General features: G+C 57.7%; 22 protein-coding genes, 1 tRNA gene and 1 riboswitch. Of the genes, 9 read left to right on the plus strand and 14 right to left on the minus strand.

Annotated elements, in window-relative coordinates:
- The first annotated feature begins 89 nt into the window (after positions 1-89).
- The 3 genes from J1W56_RS03650 to J1W56_RS03660 all read left to right on the plus strand — a co-directional run bounded on the left by J1W56_RS03650 (position 90) and on the right by J1W56_RS03660 (position 2,686).
- Entirely contained in the window at positions 90-437 is a 348-nt protein-coding gene (locus J1W56_RS03650) for a DUF952 domain-containing protein (protein ID WP_223611857.1), read from the plus strand.
- Positions 434-1,531, plus strand: coding sequence for a quinone-dependent dihydroorotate dehydrogenase (locus J1W56_RS03655; protein WP_223611858.1), 1,098 nt, complete (start codon positions 434-436; stop codon positions 1,529-1,531). Before J1W56_RS03650 ends, J1W56_RS03655 begins: the two co-directional genes overlap by 4 nt.
- 78 nt (positions 1,532-1,609) lie before the next feature.
- Positions 1,610-2,686, plus strand: coding sequence for a D-alanine--D-alanine ligase family protein (locus J1W56_RS03660; protein ID WP_223611860.1), 1,077 nt, complete (start codon positions 1,610-1,612; stop codon positions 2,684-2,686).
- A 5-nt stretch (positions 2,687-2,691) separates the two neighbouring features.
- Here the strand turns inward: J1W56_RS03660 and J1W56_RS03665 are convergent, their stop codons facing one another.
- The 5 genes from J1W56_RS03665 to J1W56_RS03685 form a co-directional block, all read right to left on the minus strand.
- Positions 2,692-4,047, minus strand: a complete 1,356-nt coding sequence (locus J1W56_RS03665; RefSeq protein WP_404927874.1) for an MATE family efflux transporter — start codon at positions 4,045-4,047, stop codon at positions 2,692-2,694.
- Between the two features lie 94 nt (positions 4,048-4,141).
- Complete coding sequence (locus tag J1W56_RS03670; protein WP_223611862.1) at positions 4,142-4,639, minus strand: CAP domain-containing protein; 498 nt, start codon at positions 4,637-4,639, stop codon at positions 4,142-4,144.
- Between the two features lie 76 nt (positions 4,640-4,715).
- Entirely contained in the window at positions 4,716-4,982 is a 267-nt protein-coding gene (locus tag J1W56_RS03675) for a DUF6460 domain-containing protein (protein WP_223611864.1), read from the minus strand.
- Between the two features lie 165 nt (positions 4,983-5,147).
- A complete protein-coding gene (locus J1W56_RS03680; protein WP_223611866.1) occupies positions 5,148-5,399 on the minus strand; it encodes a DUF982 domain-containing protein in 252 nt (83 codons plus the stop codon).
- A 173-nt stretch (positions 5,400-5,572) separates the two neighbouring features.
- Complete coding sequence (locus tag J1W56_RS03685) at positions 5,573-6,316, minus strand: hypothetical protein (RefSeq protein ID WP_223611867.1); 744 nt, start codon at positions 6,314-6,316, stop codon at positions 5,573-5,575.
- Between the two features lie 49 nt (positions 6,317-6,365).
- On the opposite strand from J1W56_RS03685, the gene J1W56_RS03690 reads away from it, so the two are divergent.
- Entirely contained in the window at positions 6,366-7,673 is a 1,308-nt protein-coding gene (locus J1W56_RS03690) for a glycosyltransferase (RefSeq protein ID WP_223611868.1), read from the plus strand.
- Between the two features lie 107 nt (positions 7,674-7,780).
- Here the strand turns inward: J1W56_RS03690 and J1W56_RS03695 are convergent, their stop codons facing one another.
- Entirely contained in the window at positions 7,781-8,281 is a 501-nt protein-coding gene (locus tag J1W56_RS03695) for a Holotricin-3 precursor (RefSeq protein WP_223611870.1), read from the minus strand.
- Between the two features lie 77 nt (positions 8,282-8,358).
- Positions 8,359-8,649, minus strand: coding sequence for a hypothetical protein (locus J1W56_RS03700; protein WP_223611872.1), 291 nt, complete (start codon positions 8,647-8,649; stop codon positions 8,359-8,361).
- A gap of 233 nt (positions 8,650-8,882) precedes the next feature.
- On the opposite strand from J1W56_RS03700, the gene J1W56_RS03705 reads away from it, so the two are divergent.
- Positions 8,883-9,020: a hypothetical protein gene (locus J1W56_RS03705; RefSeq protein WP_223611873.1), complete on the plus strand. Its 138-nt coding sequence runs from the start codon at positions 8,883-8,885 to the stop codon at positions 9,018-9,020.
- A gap of 61 nt (positions 9,021-9,081) precedes the next feature.
- Here the strand turns inward: J1W56_RS03705 and J1W56_RS03710 are convergent.
- The 3 genes from J1W56_RS03710 to J1W56_RS03720 form a co-directional block, all read right to left on the minus strand.
- Positions 9,082-9,155: transfer RNA gene (locus J1W56_RS03710), tRNA-Gly, on the minus strand.
- Positions 9,156-9,256: 101 nt separating this feature from the next.
- The gene (locus J1W56_RS03715; protein ID WP_223611875.1) at positions 9,257-9,565 is read right to left on the minus strand and encodes a hypothetical protein; all 309 of its coding nucleotides are present in this window, start codon (positions 9,563-9,565) and stop codon (positions 9,257-9,259) included.
- Between the two features lie 81 nt (positions 9,566-9,646).
- Complete coding sequence (locus J1W56_RS03720) at positions 9,647-10,741, minus strand: 2'-deoxycytidine 5'-triphosphate deaminase (RefSeq protein ID WP_223611877.1); 1,095 nt, start codon at positions 10,739-10,741, stop codon at positions 9,647-9,649.
- A gap of 83 nt (positions 10,742-10,824) precedes the next feature.
- Positions 10,825-10,904, plus strand: a riboswitch (SAM riboswitch).
- A 62-nt stretch (positions 10,905-10,966) separates the two neighbouring features.
- Between J1W56_RS03720 and J1W56_RS03725 the strand changes: the two genes are divergently transcribed.
- The 3 genes from J1W56_RS03725 (at position 10,967) to J1W56_RS03735 (ending at position 13,103) form a co-directional block, all read left to right on the plus strand.
- Complete coding sequence (locus J1W56_RS03725) at positions 10,967-12,154, plus strand: O-succinylhomoserine sulfhydrylase (RefSeq protein ID WP_223611879.1); 1,188 nt, start codon at positions 10,967-10,969, stop codon at positions 12,152-12,154.
- 168 nt (positions 12,155-12,322) lie between these two features.
- Positions 12,323-12,715 carry a Co2+/Mg2+ efflux protein ApaG gene (gene apaG / locus J1W56_RS03730; protein WP_105736766.1) on the plus strand — a complete coding sequence of 131 codons (393 nt, stop codon included), beginning with the start codon at positions 12,323-12,325 and terminating at the stop codon, positions 12,713-12,715.
- Positions 12,716-12,794: 79 nt separating this feature from the next.
- Entirely contained in the window at positions 12,795-13,103 is a 309-nt protein-coding gene (locus J1W56_RS03735) for a hypothetical protein (protein ID WP_223611880.1), read from the plus strand.
- A gap of 30 nt (positions 13,104-13,133) precedes the next feature.
- Here J1W56_RS03735 and J1W56_RS03740 read toward each other — a convergent pair whose 3' ends face one another.
- Genes J1W56_RS03740 through J1W56_RS03755 form a run of 4 tightly spaced genes read right to left on the minus strand, consistent with a single transcriptional unit; the run spans position 13,134 to position 16,526 of the window.
- Positions 13,134-13,346: an alkylphosphonate utilization protein gene (locus J1W56_RS03740; RefSeq protein ID WP_404927878.1), complete on the minus strand. Its 213-nt coding sequence runs from the start codon at positions 13,344-13,346 to the stop codon at positions 13,134-13,136.
- Positions 13,347-13,369: 23 nt separating this feature from the next.
- Complete coding sequence (locus J1W56_RS03745) at positions 13,370-14,371, minus strand: Hsp33 family molecular chaperone (RefSeq protein WP_223612398.1); 1,002 nt, start codon at positions 14,369-14,371, stop codon at positions 13,370-13,372.
- Position 14,372: 1 nt separating this feature from the next.
- Positions 14,373-15,311 (minus strand): ornithine carbamoyltransferase, encoded by a 939-nt coding sequence (gene argF / locus J1W56_RS03750; RefSeq protein WP_223611882.1) that lies wholly within the window; start codon positions 15,309-15,311, stop codon positions 14,373-14,375.
- 9 nt (positions 15,312-15,320) lie between these two features.
- Positions 15,321-16,526 carry an aspartate aminotransferase family protein gene (locus tag J1W56_RS03755; protein ID WP_223611883.1) on the minus strand — a complete coding sequence of 402 codons (1,206 nt, stop codon included), beginning with the start codon at positions 16,524-16,526 and terminating at the stop codon, positions 15,321-15,323.
- Positions 16,527-17,009: 483 nt separating this feature from the next.
- Here J1W56_RS03755 and J1W56_RS03760 point away from each other — a divergent pair, with 483 nt between their 5' ends.
- A complete protein-coding gene (locus J1W56_RS03760; RefSeq protein WP_223611884.1) occupies positions 17,010-17,537 on the plus strand; it encodes a GcrA family cell cycle regulator in 528 nt (175 codons plus the stop codon).
- Positions 17,538-17,569 lie beyond the last annotated feature (32 nt).

The raw sequence follows: 17,569 nt of genomic DNA on the forward strand, positions 1-17,569 counted from the left end.
ACGCCGAAAATAGGAATGAGCGCCGAGATTTCTGTTACCGGCAGCAGTCTACTCTTTGCGTATTGCGGTTTTGCGTCTAGTAAATCCGCATGAGCAAACTGATTTACAAGATTGCCCCACGGGCACTGTGGCAAGCGGCTGAAGCCGCAGGCGTGTTTGATGGCGCGCCGATCGACCATGCCGACGGCTATATCCACTTCTCCACCGCTGCACAGGCGGTGGAAACGGCGAGCAAACACTTTGCCGGACAGGATGACCTGTTGCTGGTCGCCGTCGAGACCGACCGGTTGGGCGATGCCCTGAAATACGAGGTTTCCCGCGGCGGCGACCTCTTCCCGCACCTCTACGCGTCTTTGCCGATGGCGGCCGTCCTGTGGGTCAAACCGCTGCCGCTTGACACCGATGGCAAGCACCAGTTTCCGGAGATGAATGCATGAGCGGACTGTTTCAGTCGCTGGGCCGCAAGGTCCTGTTTTCCTTCGACCCGGAAGACGCCCATGGCATGTCGATCAAGGCATTGAAGACCGGCCTGGTGCCGGGATGCACATTGCCGGACAGCCCTGCCCTGCAGGTTACCGTTGCCGGGCTGAAATTTCCCAATCCTCTCGGCATGGCCGCCGGCTATGACAAGAACGCGGAAGTGCCGGACGCCCTGTTGAAGCTCGGTTTCGGCTTTGCGGAGATCGGGACCCTTACGCCGCTGGCGCAATCCGGCAATCCAAAGCCGCGCATTTTTCGCCTTGTCGACGACAATGCCGTGATCAATCGCCTTGGCTTCAACAATGAAGGCCACGAAGCCGCGTTCCAGCGGCTGTCATCGCGCAAGAACCGTCCGGGAATTGTCGGGGTCAATATCGGAGCCAACAAGGATTCAACCGATCGCGTGGCTGACTACGTCGCCGGCATCCGGAAGTTCCATACGCTTGCAGCCTACTTCACCGCCAACATCTCATCGCCCAACACACCGGGCCTGCGGGATTTGCAGGCCCGTGACAGCCTCAAGGAATTGCTCGGCAAGGTACTGGAAGCCCGCGATACGGTTGCAGCCCAATCCGGTGTCCGGCGCCCGGTCTTTCTCAAGATCGCGCCGGATCTGCCTGAAGCCAGCATCGACGATATTGCTGCCGAAATCGCGCTGCATCCGCTGGACGGCCTGATCATCTCCAACACCACCCTGTCACGCACGGGTTTGCGCAGCCCGCAACACACGGCCGAGACCGGCGGCCTGTCAGGTGCGCCGATCTTCAATCGCTCCACGATTGTTCTGGCAAAGATGCGCCAGCGCGTTGGCCCCGCGCTGCCGATCATCGGTGTCGGCGGCATCGACAGCGCCAGGACGGCAATCGCCAAGATTCGCGCGGGTGCCGATCTTGTCCAGCTCTATACCAGCATGATCTATCGTGGCCCCGGGCTCGCTGCTGAAATCCTCAGGGAGATGTCCGCCACGCTCAAGCGCGATGGCGTGGGCAATATCAGCGCGTTGCGGGATCGTGACCTTGCGGATTGGGCAGCGAAAGACATTCCCGCCTGACGACAGAGCGTAATTTTGCCACTGTTCCGCAATCCAACGGATGACGGCGATAAACTCCAGCGAAATGGAAACAGAGTGATGACGCGCAAGAGACGGGTGGCAGTTCTATTCGGCGGCCGTTCGGCCGAACATGAGGTTTCCCTGCTTTCCGCCGGCAATGTCGTCAAGGCAATCGATACCTCAAGATACGAGGTGGTGCCCATCGCCATCACCCGCACCGGACAATGGCTGCTTGTCGCGCTTGAAGATGGCGGCCTGCCAAAGGCTGTTCCGGCAACCGGACCTGAAATCAGCCTGCTGCCCGGCGGGAAAGGCCGGCTTCTCGTTATTCCGGCAAGCGGCGCACCGCATGAAATACCGCCGGTCGATGTGGTCTTTCCCGTGCTGCACGGCCTCTTCGGCGAAGACGGTTCGGTGCAAGGCTTGGCGGAAGTTGCCGATGTGGCCTATGTTGGTTGCGGCATTCTCGGCTCCGCAACGGCGATGGACAAGGACATTGCCAAGCGCCTGCTCGAGCAGGCCGGCCTGCCCGTCGCCAAGGGCGTGACACTCCGGTTTGGCGAAACCGCCAGCTATGATGACATCACGCGCGAGCTTGGCACACCGGTCTTCGTCAAGCCCGCCCGGCAGGGCTCGTCCGTCGGCGTTGGCAAGGCTGCCACAGCCGAGGCTTTCGAGGCCGCCGTCAAGGAGGCATTCCGGCACGACCGCAAGGTCATCGTCGAGGAGTTTGTCCAGGCCCGCGAGATCGAATTTGGTGTTCTCGAACACAGCGACGGTTCATTGACCGTTTCGGTTCCCGGCGAGATCGCTCCAGCCGCCAGCCATGGCTTTTATACCTATGAAGCCAAGTATATCGATGCCGATGGCGCGGCCTTGTCCATTCCGGCCAACCTTCCGGCACCTGTCCGGGAACAGCTGCAGGACATGGCAGGCCGGGCCTTTCGGGCCCTCGGCTGTGAAGGCATGGCACGGGTCGATTTCTTCCTGCGGCCGGACATGAGCGCCGTCGTGAACGAGGTCAACACCATACCGGGTTTCACCAATATCAGCATGTACCCGAAGACACTGGGCGCGAGCGGCATTCCCTATCCCGAACTGGTGGACCGGCTGATCCAGCACGCGCTGGCTCGCGCCGATCGCCAGCGCTCCTGAACGATCTAGCTGGCGAACTGCAGCCGCGCCCGCCGCGGCAGGATCGCCAGCAGCGACAGACCGCGCAGCCCGAGGAACAGGTGAAGCGCCAGCCAGAGCCCGTGATTGCCCATGAACTGCGGCAGAATGAAATAGGCGGCGAAGTACCCGGCAAGTGACAGCAGCATCATGTTGCGCATGTCGCGCGACCAGGTGGCCCCGATGAATACGCCGTCCATATGGAAGGCCAGCAGCCCGGTAACGGGCGCCAGGGCCGCCCACGGCATGTAGAGTGCGGCCATGGCCTGCACATCCGCAGATTTGATCAGAACCGCCACGATGGCATTGCCGTAGATGAGGAAGAACAGCGCCATCAGCGAAGCAAGGACCAGCCCCCACAGGAATGAAAGCTTGATGCCGCGATCAAAGGCCGGGCGATAATGGGCGCCGACGGCACGGCCGGAAATCTGCTCGGCTGCCGTCGTCACGCCATCGATGAGATAGCCCGAGATCAGCAGAAAATTCATCAGCACGGCGTTGGTTGCCAAGGTCACGGCACCGGCCTCGGTACCAGCACGGGTGAAATAGGCATAGGCGATCAGCAGGAAGAACGAGCGCAGCATGATATCGCGGTTGACCGCAAACATCCGCCGGATGGCCGGCATATCAAGGATGCGCGCAAGCGATGGATTGGGAACGGCCCGAAACTGCCAATAGACCATGGTCAAGCCGACAACCAGCGCGACGCTTTCGCCAAGCACGGTTCCCCAGGCGATGCCTGCAACGCCCCAGCCCATGACCAGACCGAGCCAGCAGGTCATGACCACATTGACGCCGTTGAGCAGGAATTGCAGGTAGAGGCCCTGCATCGCCTTGCCCTGCCCGAGCAGCAGACCGAGAACGACAAAGTTTCCAAGCGCCATCGGCGAGGAAAAGAGCCGGATCGACACATAGGTGGACATGGCGTCGGCGACTGCCTGATCCGGGTTCATGAAGCGAACCGTTGCAGTCAACACCAGCGGCGTCACGGCAATGAAAACAAGGCCGACAAGCACGGCTATGCCGATGGCCCGCCAGAACACCGCTTGCTGTTCCACATTGTCATGGCGGCCCATCGCCTGCGCCACCAGCCCGGTTGTTCCGGCGCGCAGGAAATTCATGGTCGAGAAGAGAAAATCGAAAACCAGAGCCCCGATCGCAAGGCCGCCGAGCAGATGCGGATCGCCGAGCTGGCCAATGACAGCCGTATCGACGAGACCGAGCAAGGGCGTCGTCAACGATGCCAGCATCACGGGAATCGTGATCGACAGCATCAGGCGGTTCGTCACCTCGAACGGGCGAACGATCTTTGATCCATCAGGATTGGACACTTGCGTTGACATGGGACACCGGGAAAGACGCCAGAGGGGCTATCGATATCCTATGCCATTGCGCGCGGCGCTTTTCCAGAACTATCGGCCAATCCCGGCCGATAGTTCAGCTGGCAAGGACCAGCGCCCAATACCGCTGGCTGCTGCCGCTGGCAGCTTCAGAATAGGCAAGACCGAACCGGGTGAACTTCTGATCCAGCATATTGCGGCGATGCGGCGGCGAGGCCATCCACATGGCAAAGAGCCGGTCGAGTTCCATGCGGCCGACGGCGATATTCTCCGCAGCAATGCCGTGGATCTCGTTGTTCCGCACACGGGTGGCAAAATCACGCCCCCAGCCGGTCGTATGGGACATGCGGCCGGCGCTGGCCATGTAACCCGCCTGCTGCAGTGCGGCGCTTTCCAGCGAAGAATCGGCGGTCAGGCCAGCCAATCCATTGGAAGAGCGTATATTCTGCACAAGCGATGTCGCTGACGCCGATACACCGGCACTTTTCCCCGGCGTGCGTGTCACTGTCTGGCAGGCGGCCAGCGGCAACAGCGCCGAGACGGCGGCGAACCCAAGCACGCTGCGGCGTGACAAATGAAATCTATGGTCGGGCATAAGCAATTCCTGAATGAGACGCACTGCCGATATCCAGCAATTGTGGCTCATTCAGGCCAAGGTGATATTTTTGCGTTTAACGCCGGTAGCTCAACAACCGCAAAATGATGAAGCTCGGCACAACCACGACCGCGCCCAAGAGGAAGTAACCGGCGAAACGCTCGATGGCACCAAAACCGAGGTTCCAGATGCGGCGGGCAAAGTTCTCGAAGCCATACAGAATATCGAGCGGCGACCAGTTGAACGCGTTCATGATCACGCCGACAAAAAGCGATACGAGAATGAGCTTGAGCAGAACACGGCCCGGCGTGTCTCCCAGAAAACGGTTCATCTTGTCCGACATTGATACTCCGATAGCGGCGGCGGCAATTGCAGCGATGGTGTTCACATATGGCCATATGCGGCCCGGTTCAAGCAATTGCACAGCGATAGCGGATTCGCCAAGCGTTCCAGTCCAAATATATCCCGGATAAGGCTGGCGGTAGCCGGCAAGACGGTCAGATTGGTTTCAATGCCGATCCTGCACGAAAATATCGACCGTTTTTGCCGCCGCAATGAAGGCTTTTCGGGCTTCGCCGACCGTTCTTTCGCCATTCAGGGCATCGTGGCATATTTGTTGTGCGGCGAGATAGCTCGGTCCGTGCCGGGCCGGCCAATCCTCCGACAGAAATTCAGCGGCTTCTTTTACCGAGGCTATACTTCGGTATTTGCCTATCTGCCTGGTCTCTACGGTCACAGATTCAAATGTCAGTTTACGCATGATGTGAGACGCCCAAAAACAGCCAAGCCCCCGCGTCCCCATATTATATTGGCATTCCATCGTGAGTACAACCATTCCGGCCGGGTCGGGCTTACCACCAGGCAGGATATTCCCGTCAGGCCATTATCGTGTGAAGAGTGCCCTCGATCACAGTGCGTCTGAAGATGATCGCGTTACTTGCCGCATTCTTCGAACAACTTGGAAACAACTGGCAAAAAGTGATCTTCATAGGTCAAGCAGGATTGATAAATACCCGCCGCAACCCTTTCACGTCCGATTTCCTCCCACTCGGGATTTTTCGGTGTGTGCCAATCCGTGACTTGAGAAATCAGCACTTCCCTGTCCATCGCGGCGGGATACTGTTTCAAAATAGAGCGCGCCTCATCAACCAGTGGAAGATAACGCGCCACCGCCGCCAATTTTCGCGTGCGGGCTTCCCCATCCAAAACCAGCTCGCAGACGCGATCGCCCTTTGCTCCAGCCGTCGCGGCGGAAAAGAGGAGTTCGGCCGGTTTGCCGCGCGCGGACAATCGCAGTTGCAGAATCGCGCCCATGGCCGATGCCAGGTCGTGGATTGGATTGTATCCATCACGTGCATCCGCAACTATTCTGTAAGAATGATGCTCTCCAATATCAGCCTCAATTGACGCGATCACCGCCGCGAAAAACCCGTGATCATGACGTGCCAGCGCATCGTACCAAAGCCTGTCCGAAATATCGCCAAATATCGCGCCCGCAGCGGATCCAGTTTTTTCGATGATTTCCCGGGAATAATGCGTTCGGGACTGTTCCTTGCTTCCAGACCCGTCTGTCAGAAAGAAAACAAGGGGCTTGTTCAATTCCACCCAATGGTGAATGCGCAGCTCATGCCCGGGATGCGCCAAAAGAAGAATACTTAGTGTTTGTTTATTCTGCATTGGTGAAATAGACCATAGCTGCGCAACAAAAGCATCGGGGAAATATAAAGTGCGTGTTCTTATTACAAATTTTGTTTTTGGAATGCGGTCCGGATCCGAAAGTGTCGTTGAACTGTTGGCTGACGCACTTCGAGGTGCAGGTCACCACGTTATGATTTTTGCCCCGACATTGGTCGGCGACACCAACTGGATGATACAGAAGGGACATCAAATCTATGATGCGATAGATCAGATACCCTATCGGCCTGATGTCATTCATGCACACCATGTGTCCCCATGCTTTATTGCCATGGCACGTTTTCCCGACGTGCCGGTCGTCTACACCTGCCACAGTTCCGTGTTCGAGATCGAAGCCCCCTTGCTGCACCCGCAGATCAAGCACTATGTCGCCGTGGATGCAGCGTGCAGAGACAAATGCTTGTCCAGAGGCATCCCGGCCAATCGCTTGACCACGATAGAAAACGCCGTTGATTCAGCGCGTTTTATCGCAAGGCCCCCTCTTCCGGACCGCCCCCGGAAGGCGCTCCTGCTTACCAAGGCCAGCGGTCATGCTGAATTGGTGCGGCGCGCGTGTGCCGCAGAGACCATGACACTTGACGAGCTGGGCCCTGGAACAGGCAAGTTTTCCGATGCGCTCGAGAAGGAATTGCTCACATATGATTTGGTCTTTGCAACGGCGCGCATGGCGCTGGAAGCGGCCTTTGTCGGATGTGCGGTTGTTGTATGTGATGGTCGCGGCTTTGCCGGACTTCTCACGACCCGCAATGTCGCCGCCTGGCGGAAGAATAATTTTGGTGTGCGGTTGCTCGCCCGACCGACAACTGTCGGGCTGTTGCAGGAAGCGATCCAGCATTACGACGCGAAAGATGCGGCAAATGTAGCCGAATATCTGCGTGAGCATTCGCCGGCGGACAAATATGTCTCCCAATACGAAAAGCTCTACCGTTCGGCTATCAAGGCAGGATCACCCGGCCTGCCTGCGCTCGGTCTTGCCAATGGCCAATGGGCACAGGAACTCGTTGCAACCGCGGAAAAAAGAACCTGGTTTCGTATCGCCTCTGAAATGCATTGGATGCCGGAAACAGACACTCTCAGGCAAATGCTGGATCAATCAAAATCAGAGATCCTTGCCGAACTGCATTCGGTGACAGAGCGTCATCTGCCCAATTCACATTCCATGGAAACGCTCGCTCAAACATTGACCACGAAAATCGATAAACTCGATCGTGAAATTTCAACGTCAACGAATATCCTCGTGAGTTTGAAGGCCATGTATCAAGCGCTCATACCATCTCCACTCAGGCGCGTTGGCGCAGTGTTGCGGGCGCGCTCAAAGCGGCAAAACAGATCACCGTAGCCGAAAATATCCGGCGCGAGGACCACCTCAATTGCAAAAGCCCCCGCATCCGGAGATACGGGGGCTTTGGAATATCGCACCAATCCTGTCGATTGGCCATTTCGGTCTCAGCGGCGGGCGTCCAACAGGTCGTTCACTTTGTCAATTTGCGCCGTCGTGAGTGTCCGATGGAAATCCGTGCTCAATTTGGCTTCAGCGGCTTCGAGGGCCTGCTCCCTCAACGTGGGATCAGTAATGGCAAGGGCTGCTTCGCGGCTGCGTTCGTAAGCGGCGATCTTACCGACGGAGGAATTGGGGGCTGCCCGCTCCCGTGCCCGCGCGGATGCATGTGCTGCGTTAAGCGGACCCAAGGTATTCTTGTCCAGATCCCTGTCGCTCAGATCTGCTTCCTTGGTCTTGGATTTGTCATTTGCGTGGTCGCCCTTGGCATTGCCATGGCCTTCGCCGCCATTGCCTTTTCCGCCGCCCTCGCCGCCACCGTTGCCATTGCCATTTTTGGCCAGTGCAGAACCGACAAGGCTGTAATTGCCGGTCGTCGAGAGTGCAGTGCCGGCAACCAGCAAACCAAAACATGCAACGGCAACAAAACCGCGCTTCACAAGAGTCATACCCATCTCCTCAATATGTCCCGGTGATCGTTCCCCCACCGGAACGTTAATAATCCGTTTAGGGCCATTATGAGGCGTTAATAGCGATAATAGTGCCTGTGATGACGATGGTGCTTCCAATAGCTGGGCCGATGGTGCCGATTGTTCCAGTGATGGCGGCGATGGTGATGACCTCTCCAGCCGTGCCGATAATGATGGCGGTGGCCCCAATGCCTGCCGCGATTGTGCTTGTATTTGACCAGTTCCACATTCGAAGCGATCGGCGCGCGTTGGACGGAGATGGGCGAGGCCTGCGCGGATACGATTGATGTCAGGCCCATCACCAGCGCGATGAGGCCGGCAGCCACCAGGGAAAGAATATTCTTCATGACAGCTCCCTCCAGTTTATCCCGCTCCACACTACGCCGTTGTTGATGAACATTCAAACAAGTACACCGCAGCAAGCGAAAAGCAGGCGGGTCTATTCACCGCGAGGCAATTTTTCGAGCACAAGCTGCAGAGTGGACGTCAAAACGTCGATATTCTCTTTGCCGGCGACGCTTTCCCAGTTCTGTTGAATGCGTTCGAAGGATCGGGAAAAAACCTGGCGATCGGGGCGGATATGGTAGCCTGGTGCAGGGCCAACTATGCCAACCTCAGCGTTGTCAATTGCGATGCCGCCAAACACAATGCACCGGAAGATCAACCCGAGGAAATCGCGCAATCACGTGGCAAGTGGCTGGAGCAGATCAATATTTGACAACCGGTTCAACGCGAGGCGGCATCCTTGCTGCCGTCTTGCGTTCCATGCAAACAAGGGATGGAGCGGGTGAAGGGAATCGAACCCTCGTATGCAGCTTGGGAAGCTGCCGTTCTACCATTGAACTACACCCGCCTATGCCCGCGGACTTGCCTCGGGGCAGATAACCGGAATGAAAAGCAGCCGGGATCGATAGTCAACCGGATTCGCACATCACCCTGCAAACAGCATGTATATCAGCTACGGCGCATGCGGCCGGCGATGGCGACAATGCCAAGGCCGATCCAGCCCAGCACCGCAATCAGCAGAAGCGGCGCGGCCGGGATCATCAGCCAGCCCAGCACGCCCATGGTGTAAAGCGTATCGCCAATGTCGATGCCGGCCAGCAGACACGGGTGAACACTGTTCTCATCCACCGTGCAGCCAAGCGTATTGGCGATCGCATAGGTCACCAAGACCGACAACAGCGGCAATAGCGCAATGAACGTCAGAATAGCGAGCACAACAGCTGCTGCACGCCGTTTCGAGCCGGTTTTCCGAGGCATCGCAAACCTCCAATCCTGCATGACAAATCCCAGGAATACATCTAGGCCCGTCAAATCGGCGTCTTGTCAATCAACCGCAGCTCACGACCGGAAATGTTTGGAGAGTTTCAGGCCCTGCGCCTGATAATTCGAGCCGAGGTCGGTGCCATAAAGGGCCTTGGGCCGCTCCAGCATATGTTCATAGATCAGGCGGCCGACGATCTGGCCATGCTCGAGAATGAATGGCACCTCGTGGCTGCGCACTTCAAGCACCGCGCGGCTGCCGGTTCCGCCTGCGGCGGTGTGCCCGAAACCCGGATCGAAGAACCCGGCATAGTGCACGCGGAATTCGCCGACCAGCGGATCGAACGGCGTCATCTCCGCCGCATAAAGCGGAGGAACATGCACGGCTTCACGCGACACGAGAATGTAGAATTCATCGGGATCGAGCACCAGTTCGCGTGCGCCGCGATCATGGATCGGCTCCCAGAAATCGAAGAGGTCATGCGCCCCGCGCTTGTCGACATCCACCACGCCCGTGTGGTGCTTGCCGCGATAACCGACGAGGCCGTTCGCATCGCCGGTCAGATCGATGGACAGGGCAATGCCGCCGCCCGATATGTTCGGCGTGTCCGACGCCACGAGCGTCTCACTTGCATGCAGTGCGGTCAGTTCCGTCTCGTCGAGCTGTGCCCGTCCGGTGCGGAAGCGTATCTGCGAGAGACGCGATCCTGCCCGCGCGACAATCGGGAAGGTACGCGGGCTGACTTCGAGATAGATGGGGCCATTATATCCCGCCGGCACCTTGTCGAATTCCTGTGCCCCGTCAACAATGACGCGAGTGAAAATATCAAGACGCCCGGTCGAACTCTTGGGATTGGCCGATGCCGAAACCCCGGCGGGCAGCGCCAGGCTTTCCAGCAGCGGGACGATATAGACACAGCCGGTTTCCAGCACGGCACCGTGACTGAGGTCGATCTCGTGCAGCTTGAGTTTTTCCAGCTTGTTGATGACGGGGGTTCCGGGCCCCGGCATGAAACTGGCGCGCACGCGATAGGCTTTCGTGCCCAGGCGCAGGTCCAGGCTGGCCGGCTGGATCTGATCAGCGTCGAAATCACGCTCGGTTTTCAGTGCACCGGCCTGATGCAATGCCCTGATGCCGCTATCTGCCAGAATGCCCGCTTCACGTATACTCATATCGACCGCCGAAACCTCATATAATTTCCCAAAAGCTTTAGCGTCTCACCCGATTGACGCAAGCCGCCAAGAGGATTAAAGCAATTTTATCCCGTGGTGATTTGGCCGGCCGGCTTGCAGCCACGTTAAACAATTTGCTAAAAGAGGCCCGGTCTCGTCCGGCCTTTTTGCGATTCCCGCAAGGCCGGTTTTTTATTGGCCAGATTCTGGCAGATTGAGAAGACGATGACCACAACCCGTAAGCTGCGCCCCGCGACACAACTCGTTCATGCCGGAACCTTGCGCTCCGGTTTCGGTGAAACATCGGAAGCCCTCTTCCTCACTCAGGGTTTTGTCTATGACACGGCGGAAGCTGCCGAATCCCGCTTCAAAGGCGAAGAACCCGGCTTCATCTATTCACGCTACGCCAATCCGACCACCGATATGTTCGAAAAGCGCATGTGCGCGCTTGAGGGCGCGGAAGATGCGCGCGCAACGGCTTCGGGAATGGCTGCGGTTGCGGCGGCAATCCTGTGTCAGGTCAAGGCCGGAGACCACGTTCTGGCAGCGCGCGCCCTGTTCGGCTCGTGCCGCTACATCATCGAGACGCTCCTGCCGAAATATGGCGTGGACTTCACCCTGATCGACGGCTCCAAAGCCGAGAACTGGGAAAAGGCCATCCGCCCGAACACCAAGGCGCTGTTCCTGGAAAGCCCGACCAACCCAACACTCGAGATCGTCGATATTGCCGCCGTGGCCAAGGTCGCCAATTCCGTCGGCGCCAAACTGATCGTCGACAATGTGTTTGCGACCCCGCTGTTCCAAAAGCCGCTGGAACTTGGCGCCCACATCGTCGTCTACTCGGCCACCAAGCACATTGAAGGCCAGGGACGCTGTCTTGGCGGCGTCATCCTTTCCGACAAGAAGTGGATTGACGAAAACCTCCACGAATATTTCCGCCACACCGGTCCGGGCCTCAGCCCTTTCAATTCCTGGATCATGTTGAAGGGTCTTGAAACCCTGCCCGTCCGCGTCCGCCAGCAAACCGAAAGTGCGGCGAAAATTGCCGACTTCCTCGCGGACCATCCGGCAGTTTCCAGGGTTATTTACCCCGGCCGTGCGGATCACCCGCAGGCGGACATCATCGCCAAACAGATGACCGGTGGTTCCACACTCGTGGCCTTTGAACTCAAGGACGGCAAGAAGGCGGCCTTTGATTGCGAGAACGGACTGGAAGTGGTGCGGATTTCCAACAATCTTGGAGATTCGAAGAGTCTCATCACACACCCCGCGACAACCACGCACAAAAACCTTACAGATGAAGCACGTGCAGAACTTGGCATTTCGGACGGGCTGTTGCGCCTGTCGGTTGGCCTGGAAGATGCCGACGATCTGATCGAGGATTTCGATGCTGCCCTCAAGGCAGCCAAGTAAGATAGAACCAATCTCGCACTGAAACCAATTTCAGTGCGGGAACGGTATATTTAAGTATAAACGTTGCAGAATGTTGGCTATTCACATTAAATTTAATCATCTTTATGTATTGTAATGGTTGACGAGACGGCCACGACCCGCAATATCATTGATAAGACAAGGTTTATCATGTATCGCGCAGTCACTCAGAATATTGAAGTAATCGTAGAGCCATTCTATCTGGAGGAGCAGTCCAATCCGGAAGAAAACAGATATGTCTGGGGATACCGGATTACAATCGCCAATGAATCCGACGGCACCGTCCGGCTTCGGGCACGCTATTGGAAAATCACCGATGGGAACGGCCAGATCGAAGAGATTCGCGGCCCTGGTGTCATCGGTGAACAGCCGGTGCTCAATCCCGGAGACTCGTTCCAGTATTCCTCTGGCTGCCCGCTGACAACGACATCTGGTGTGATGGTTGGCCGTTATTCCATGGAAAGCGAAACCGGAAACTTGTTCGACATCGAGATACCGGCTTTTTCGCTTGATTTGCCGGATCAATTGCGGACATTGAATTAATTCTAGACCGGACTGTTGCCTTTGCAGAGCGCAATCGTTGCGAGCGCCATTTTGATCACATGCATGAGTACACGCCCTGATGACCAGCCAAACTGAAATGCCGTACCTGAAGGCGCTTGCCTGCTCCGTCGTTACCTTTGCCATTGGTGTCGGCGCACTTTTTATGGGCTATGCCCTGCCAAGCATTCAGGCCGGCAAGGCCGGCATGCCGGAACTTCTGGCGCTGGCGCTTGTGCCGGGCCTTGTCGTCGGCCTCTTCGCCAAACGTTCGGCGAAGCCGTGGCCGTTGTGGCTGATCATCGGTGCGTTCCTGATTGTCCTGGTTGCCGTCACCGCTGCCCACGAGGCGCTGGTATCCTGGCGGATCGCCAACGGGCTGCTGAAATAGCAATTCACGTGCGGCGCTTGTGACGTCGCATTACGCCTTCTTGACGAATTCCGTTTTCAGAACCAGGCCTTTGACCTGTTTGGTGTTGCACTCGACTTCACCCTCGCGGCCGTTCAGGCAGATATTCTTGACGAGCGTGCCCCGCTTGATCGTCTCTGACGTTCCCTTGACTTTCAGATCCTTGATCAAGGTGACGGAATCGCCATCCTGAAGCTCATTTCCGTTGCTGTCGCGTACGTCCACAGGGGCAATCCTCGTTCGGATGATCAGTTCTTTGGCAGGAATTCCGCAGGGTCAAACTCGTAATGGGTCGAGCAGAACTCGCAGGTCACGCTGATCTTGCCATCTTCGATGCTGTCCGTGATCTCTTCGGCGGTAAATCCGGAAAGGACGCCTGCAATCTTGTCACGCGAGCAGGAACAATCGTCGTTCACCGGCACGGCGTCGAATACGCGGACGCCGCGTTCATGGAACAGGCGGTACAACAGCCGTTCGGCACCCACCTGCGGATCGGTCAGTTCCGAACTCTCGATGGTCGCAACCAGAGCCTTCACTTCAGCCCAATCATCGTCCTCTTCAATATCGTCCTCATCCTCGTCGGTATCCGGCGCATCGCCCGCAGGCAGATCACGCTGGCGGATGCGCAACTCGGATTCCGGCAGGAACTGCACGATCAGCCCTCCGGCGCGCCATTGCTCGACGGGTTTGCCATCCTCGCCGCGTTCTATGAGCTTGGCGACGGACAAGCGGATATCGGTCGGAATCTGCTCCGACTGGCGGAAATAGGTCTTGGCTATTTCCTCCAGGTTGGAACCGTCGAGTGCAACGATGCCTTGATAGCGCTGGGTGTACTCGCCCTGATCAACCGTCAGCGCCAGCGTTCCCGTCCCCATCAACTGCTCCGGCGAAAGCCGGTGTGCGGCGATCGCCTCGGCCAGCCGGTCTTCGTCATAGCGGGCATAGGCACGCACCGAATTCGGCGTGCGGAAATCAACCACCAGCATGTCGACAGGCCCATCGGACTGCGACTGGAAAATGAACTTGCCGTCGAATTTCAGTGACGTTCCCAAGAGCACGGTCAGGACAATCGCTTCGGCCAAGAGCTTTGCAACCGGCTCCGGGTAGTCGTGCCGGCTGAGAATATCGTCCAGTGCCGCACCCAATTGCACGGCGCGGCCGCGGGCATCGAGTGTCTCGACTTGGAACGGCACAACCGCATCGTCCCCGGCGAAGACGTATTCGTCGGAGCGCTTGGTGATGTCAGGCATATCAGACACGCGGGCGACCTCCTTCGAGACACCAGGCTAGAATGGCTTTTTGTGCATGCAACCGGTTTTCGGCTTCATCGAAAACGACCGAGTGCGGCCCGTCAATAACGGAATCCGTTACTTCTTCGCCGCGATGGGCAGGCAGGCAGTGCATGAACAGGGCATCGGGATGCGCGTGCCTTATCAGGGCATCATTGACCTGATAGGGCATGAACACATTGTGACCGCGCGCACGGCCTTCCTGTCCCATCGAAACCCATGTATCGGTGACGATGCAGTCAACGCCCTCGACAGCCGCGATAGGATCGGACGTCAGCTTGACATTGCCGCCGGCGCTCTTGGCCCAGGCGAGATATTTGCTCTCGGGCTCGCTGCCTTCCGGCGTGGCAATATTCAGGTTGAAATCAAAGCGCGCAGCCGCTTCGACGAGCGAATGCAGCACATTGTTGCCATCGCCTGTCCAGGCAAACGTCTTACCCTTGACCGGACCGCGATGCTCTTCGAACGTCATGATATCGGCCATGATCTGGCATGGATGCGTGTCGTCCGTCAGGGCATTGATGACGGGAACCGTGGCGTTCTCAGCCATTTCGATCAGCCGGTCATGGGTCGTCGTGCGCATCATGATGATATCGACGTAGCGCGAAAGCACCTTTGCCGTATCCGCAATGGTCTCGCTGCGGCCGAGCTGCATTTCGGAACCGGTGAGCATGATGGTTTCGCCGCCCAGCTGGCGCATGCCGACATCGAAGGACACACGGGTCCGCGTCGAAGGCTTGTCGAAAATCATCGCAAGCACCTTGCCTGCAAAGGGCTTCTCAATATTGCCTGCCTTGAGGCGGTTCTTGCGCGCGCGCGCATCATCAAGAATGGAACGCAACACACCGGAAGAAAGCGCCGAGATATCCGTGAAGTGACGGAGGTCCTGCTTGATTGTCATGACAGTTCCCTACGCACTCTTCTGCCGGGCCGTGACCGACAGACGTTCGGCAGCGGCTTCAATCCGGGAAAGGGCCTCGCGGGCCTCTTCTTCGGTCACGACCAAAGGCGGCAGCAACCGAATGACGTTGTCGCCGGCACCAACGGTGAGCAAGTGTTCGTCACGCAGGGCCTGAACGAGCGCTGTATTGGGAACAACACTCTTGATGCCCATCAACAGCCCGCGGCCGCGTACTTCCGCAATGACCTCGGGATAGCGATCGGAGATCGAGGCAAGGCCCTGCTTCATGAAGAGGGCGACCTGCTGCACATGCTCGAAAAAGCCGTCGGCGAGAATGACATCGAGCACGGCATTGCCGACGGCCATGGCGAGCGGATTGCCGCCATAGGTCGTGCCATGCACGCCGGCTGTCATGCCCTTGGCTGCCTCGGCCGTTGCGAGACAGGCGCCAAGCGGGAAACCGCCGCCGATGCCCTTGGCGACAGCCATGATATCGGGCGTGATGCCCGACCACTCATAGGCAAAGAACTTGCCCGTGCGTCCGACACCCGACTGAACTTCATCGAGGATCAGCAGCAGGCCGTTCTCGTCGCAAATCTTGCGCAGGCGGCGCAAATCTTCATCCGGCACGGGACGCACACCGCCCTCGCCCTGGATCGGTTCAATCAGGATGGCAGCGGTCTGGGGACCAATGGCCGCCTTCAATGCCTTCTCGTCACCAAAGGGCACCTGATCGAAGCCCGAGACTTTGGGGCCGAAGCCTTCGAGATACTTTTCCTGGCCGCCGGCAGCGATCGTCGCCAGCGTCCGGCCATGGAACGCGCCTTCGAACGTGATGATATGAAACCGTTCCGGGTGACCGTTGACATAGTGATAGCGCCGGGCGGTCTTGATCGCGCATTCCAGCGCTTCCGCCCCGGAATTGGTGAAAAACACCTTGTCGGCAAACGTGTTGTCCACGAGACGCTGACCAAGACGCCTTTGCCCCGGAATTTCATAAATATTGGACAGATGCCAGAGCTTGTCAGCCTGGGTCTTCAGGGTTTCGACGAGATGCGGATGCGAATAACCCAGCGAATTGACGGCAATGCCGGCAGCGAAATCCAGATAGCGTTCACCGCTCTCGGTCGTCAGCCAAACACCGTCTCCTCGCTCAAAGCGCAGATCCGCACGAGCAAAAGTGTCGTATAGCGGTTGCGCGTTTGCGTCCGTCATGTCGTTTCGGGCCTCCAATACCCTGTTTTGATCTGCTGTTTGCTAAGAAGAAACCGGCAGCGATGAAATCAAAAAGCCGCCCACAAGGGCGGCCTGACGCTGGTAATATCATCATTCAATCCGCAATTGTCAAATGAACACTTCAAAAACATAGCCGCGACAGTGCGTCCGCGCGAGGCGGTCTTTCCATAAGGTTTTCAAATCTGTAGCCAAGCGACCATACGGAAAGCGACATGATCTGCAAGAAATGTCATTTATGCCGCGTTTTCTCGCGCAAGTTGGGGAAAACCCAAAAAAGCAAGCCGCTTCCCACGCCCGACTCTTGTCACAGAGTCATCGCATATTGTAGCTTGAGAAACGGAATAGCTAGATTTCGTGCGGCGGACCTCGTCACCTGGATAGATATAGTATCTGCAATCTGGAGCAATCCAGATGTGAGGGAAGGATTCAGCCTAGAGTCCGCACAATACGGAGCCAAGGAAGATGAACTGGACAGATGAGCGCGTAGAACAGCTGAAGAAGCTTTGGGCCGAAGGTCTGAGCGCAAGCCAGATCGCAGCACAGCTGGGTGGCGTCAGCCGCAATGCGGTCATCGGCAAGGTGCACCGCCTGAAACTGTCAGGCCGCGGCAAGACCACATCGACCCAGACACGCAGCAAGAAAGTCAACACGACCGCTTCAGCCGGACATCGCAGCAGCGTCAGCACGTCGGCGCAGATGACGAGCCGTGTTGTGACCAAGAGCGTTGGCGCAACAGCGCTGCAGCAGGAATATTTCGTCGACACGGTTACGCAGACCGTGATGAAGCCCTCGACGGATGTCGTGGTGCCGATCTCGCGGCGTCTCGAACTGGTGCAGCTCAGCGAGCGCACCTGCAAGTGGCCGATGGGCGATCCGTTGCAGCCTGATTTTCACTTCTGCGGAAATGATGTCGGCGAAGGCGGCCCGTACTGCACCTATCATGCCCGCCTGGCCTATCAGCCGGCGTCCGATCGCCGCCGCGCTCGGTAATCTGCAAGGCACATAGTATAGGGAAAGGCGCC

Source organism: Phyllobacterium calauticae, from assembly GCF_019991125.1.
Classification (GTDB): Bacteria; Pseudomonadota; Alphaproteobacteria; order Rhizobiales; family Rhizobiaceae; genus Phyllobacterium; species Phyllobacterium calauticae.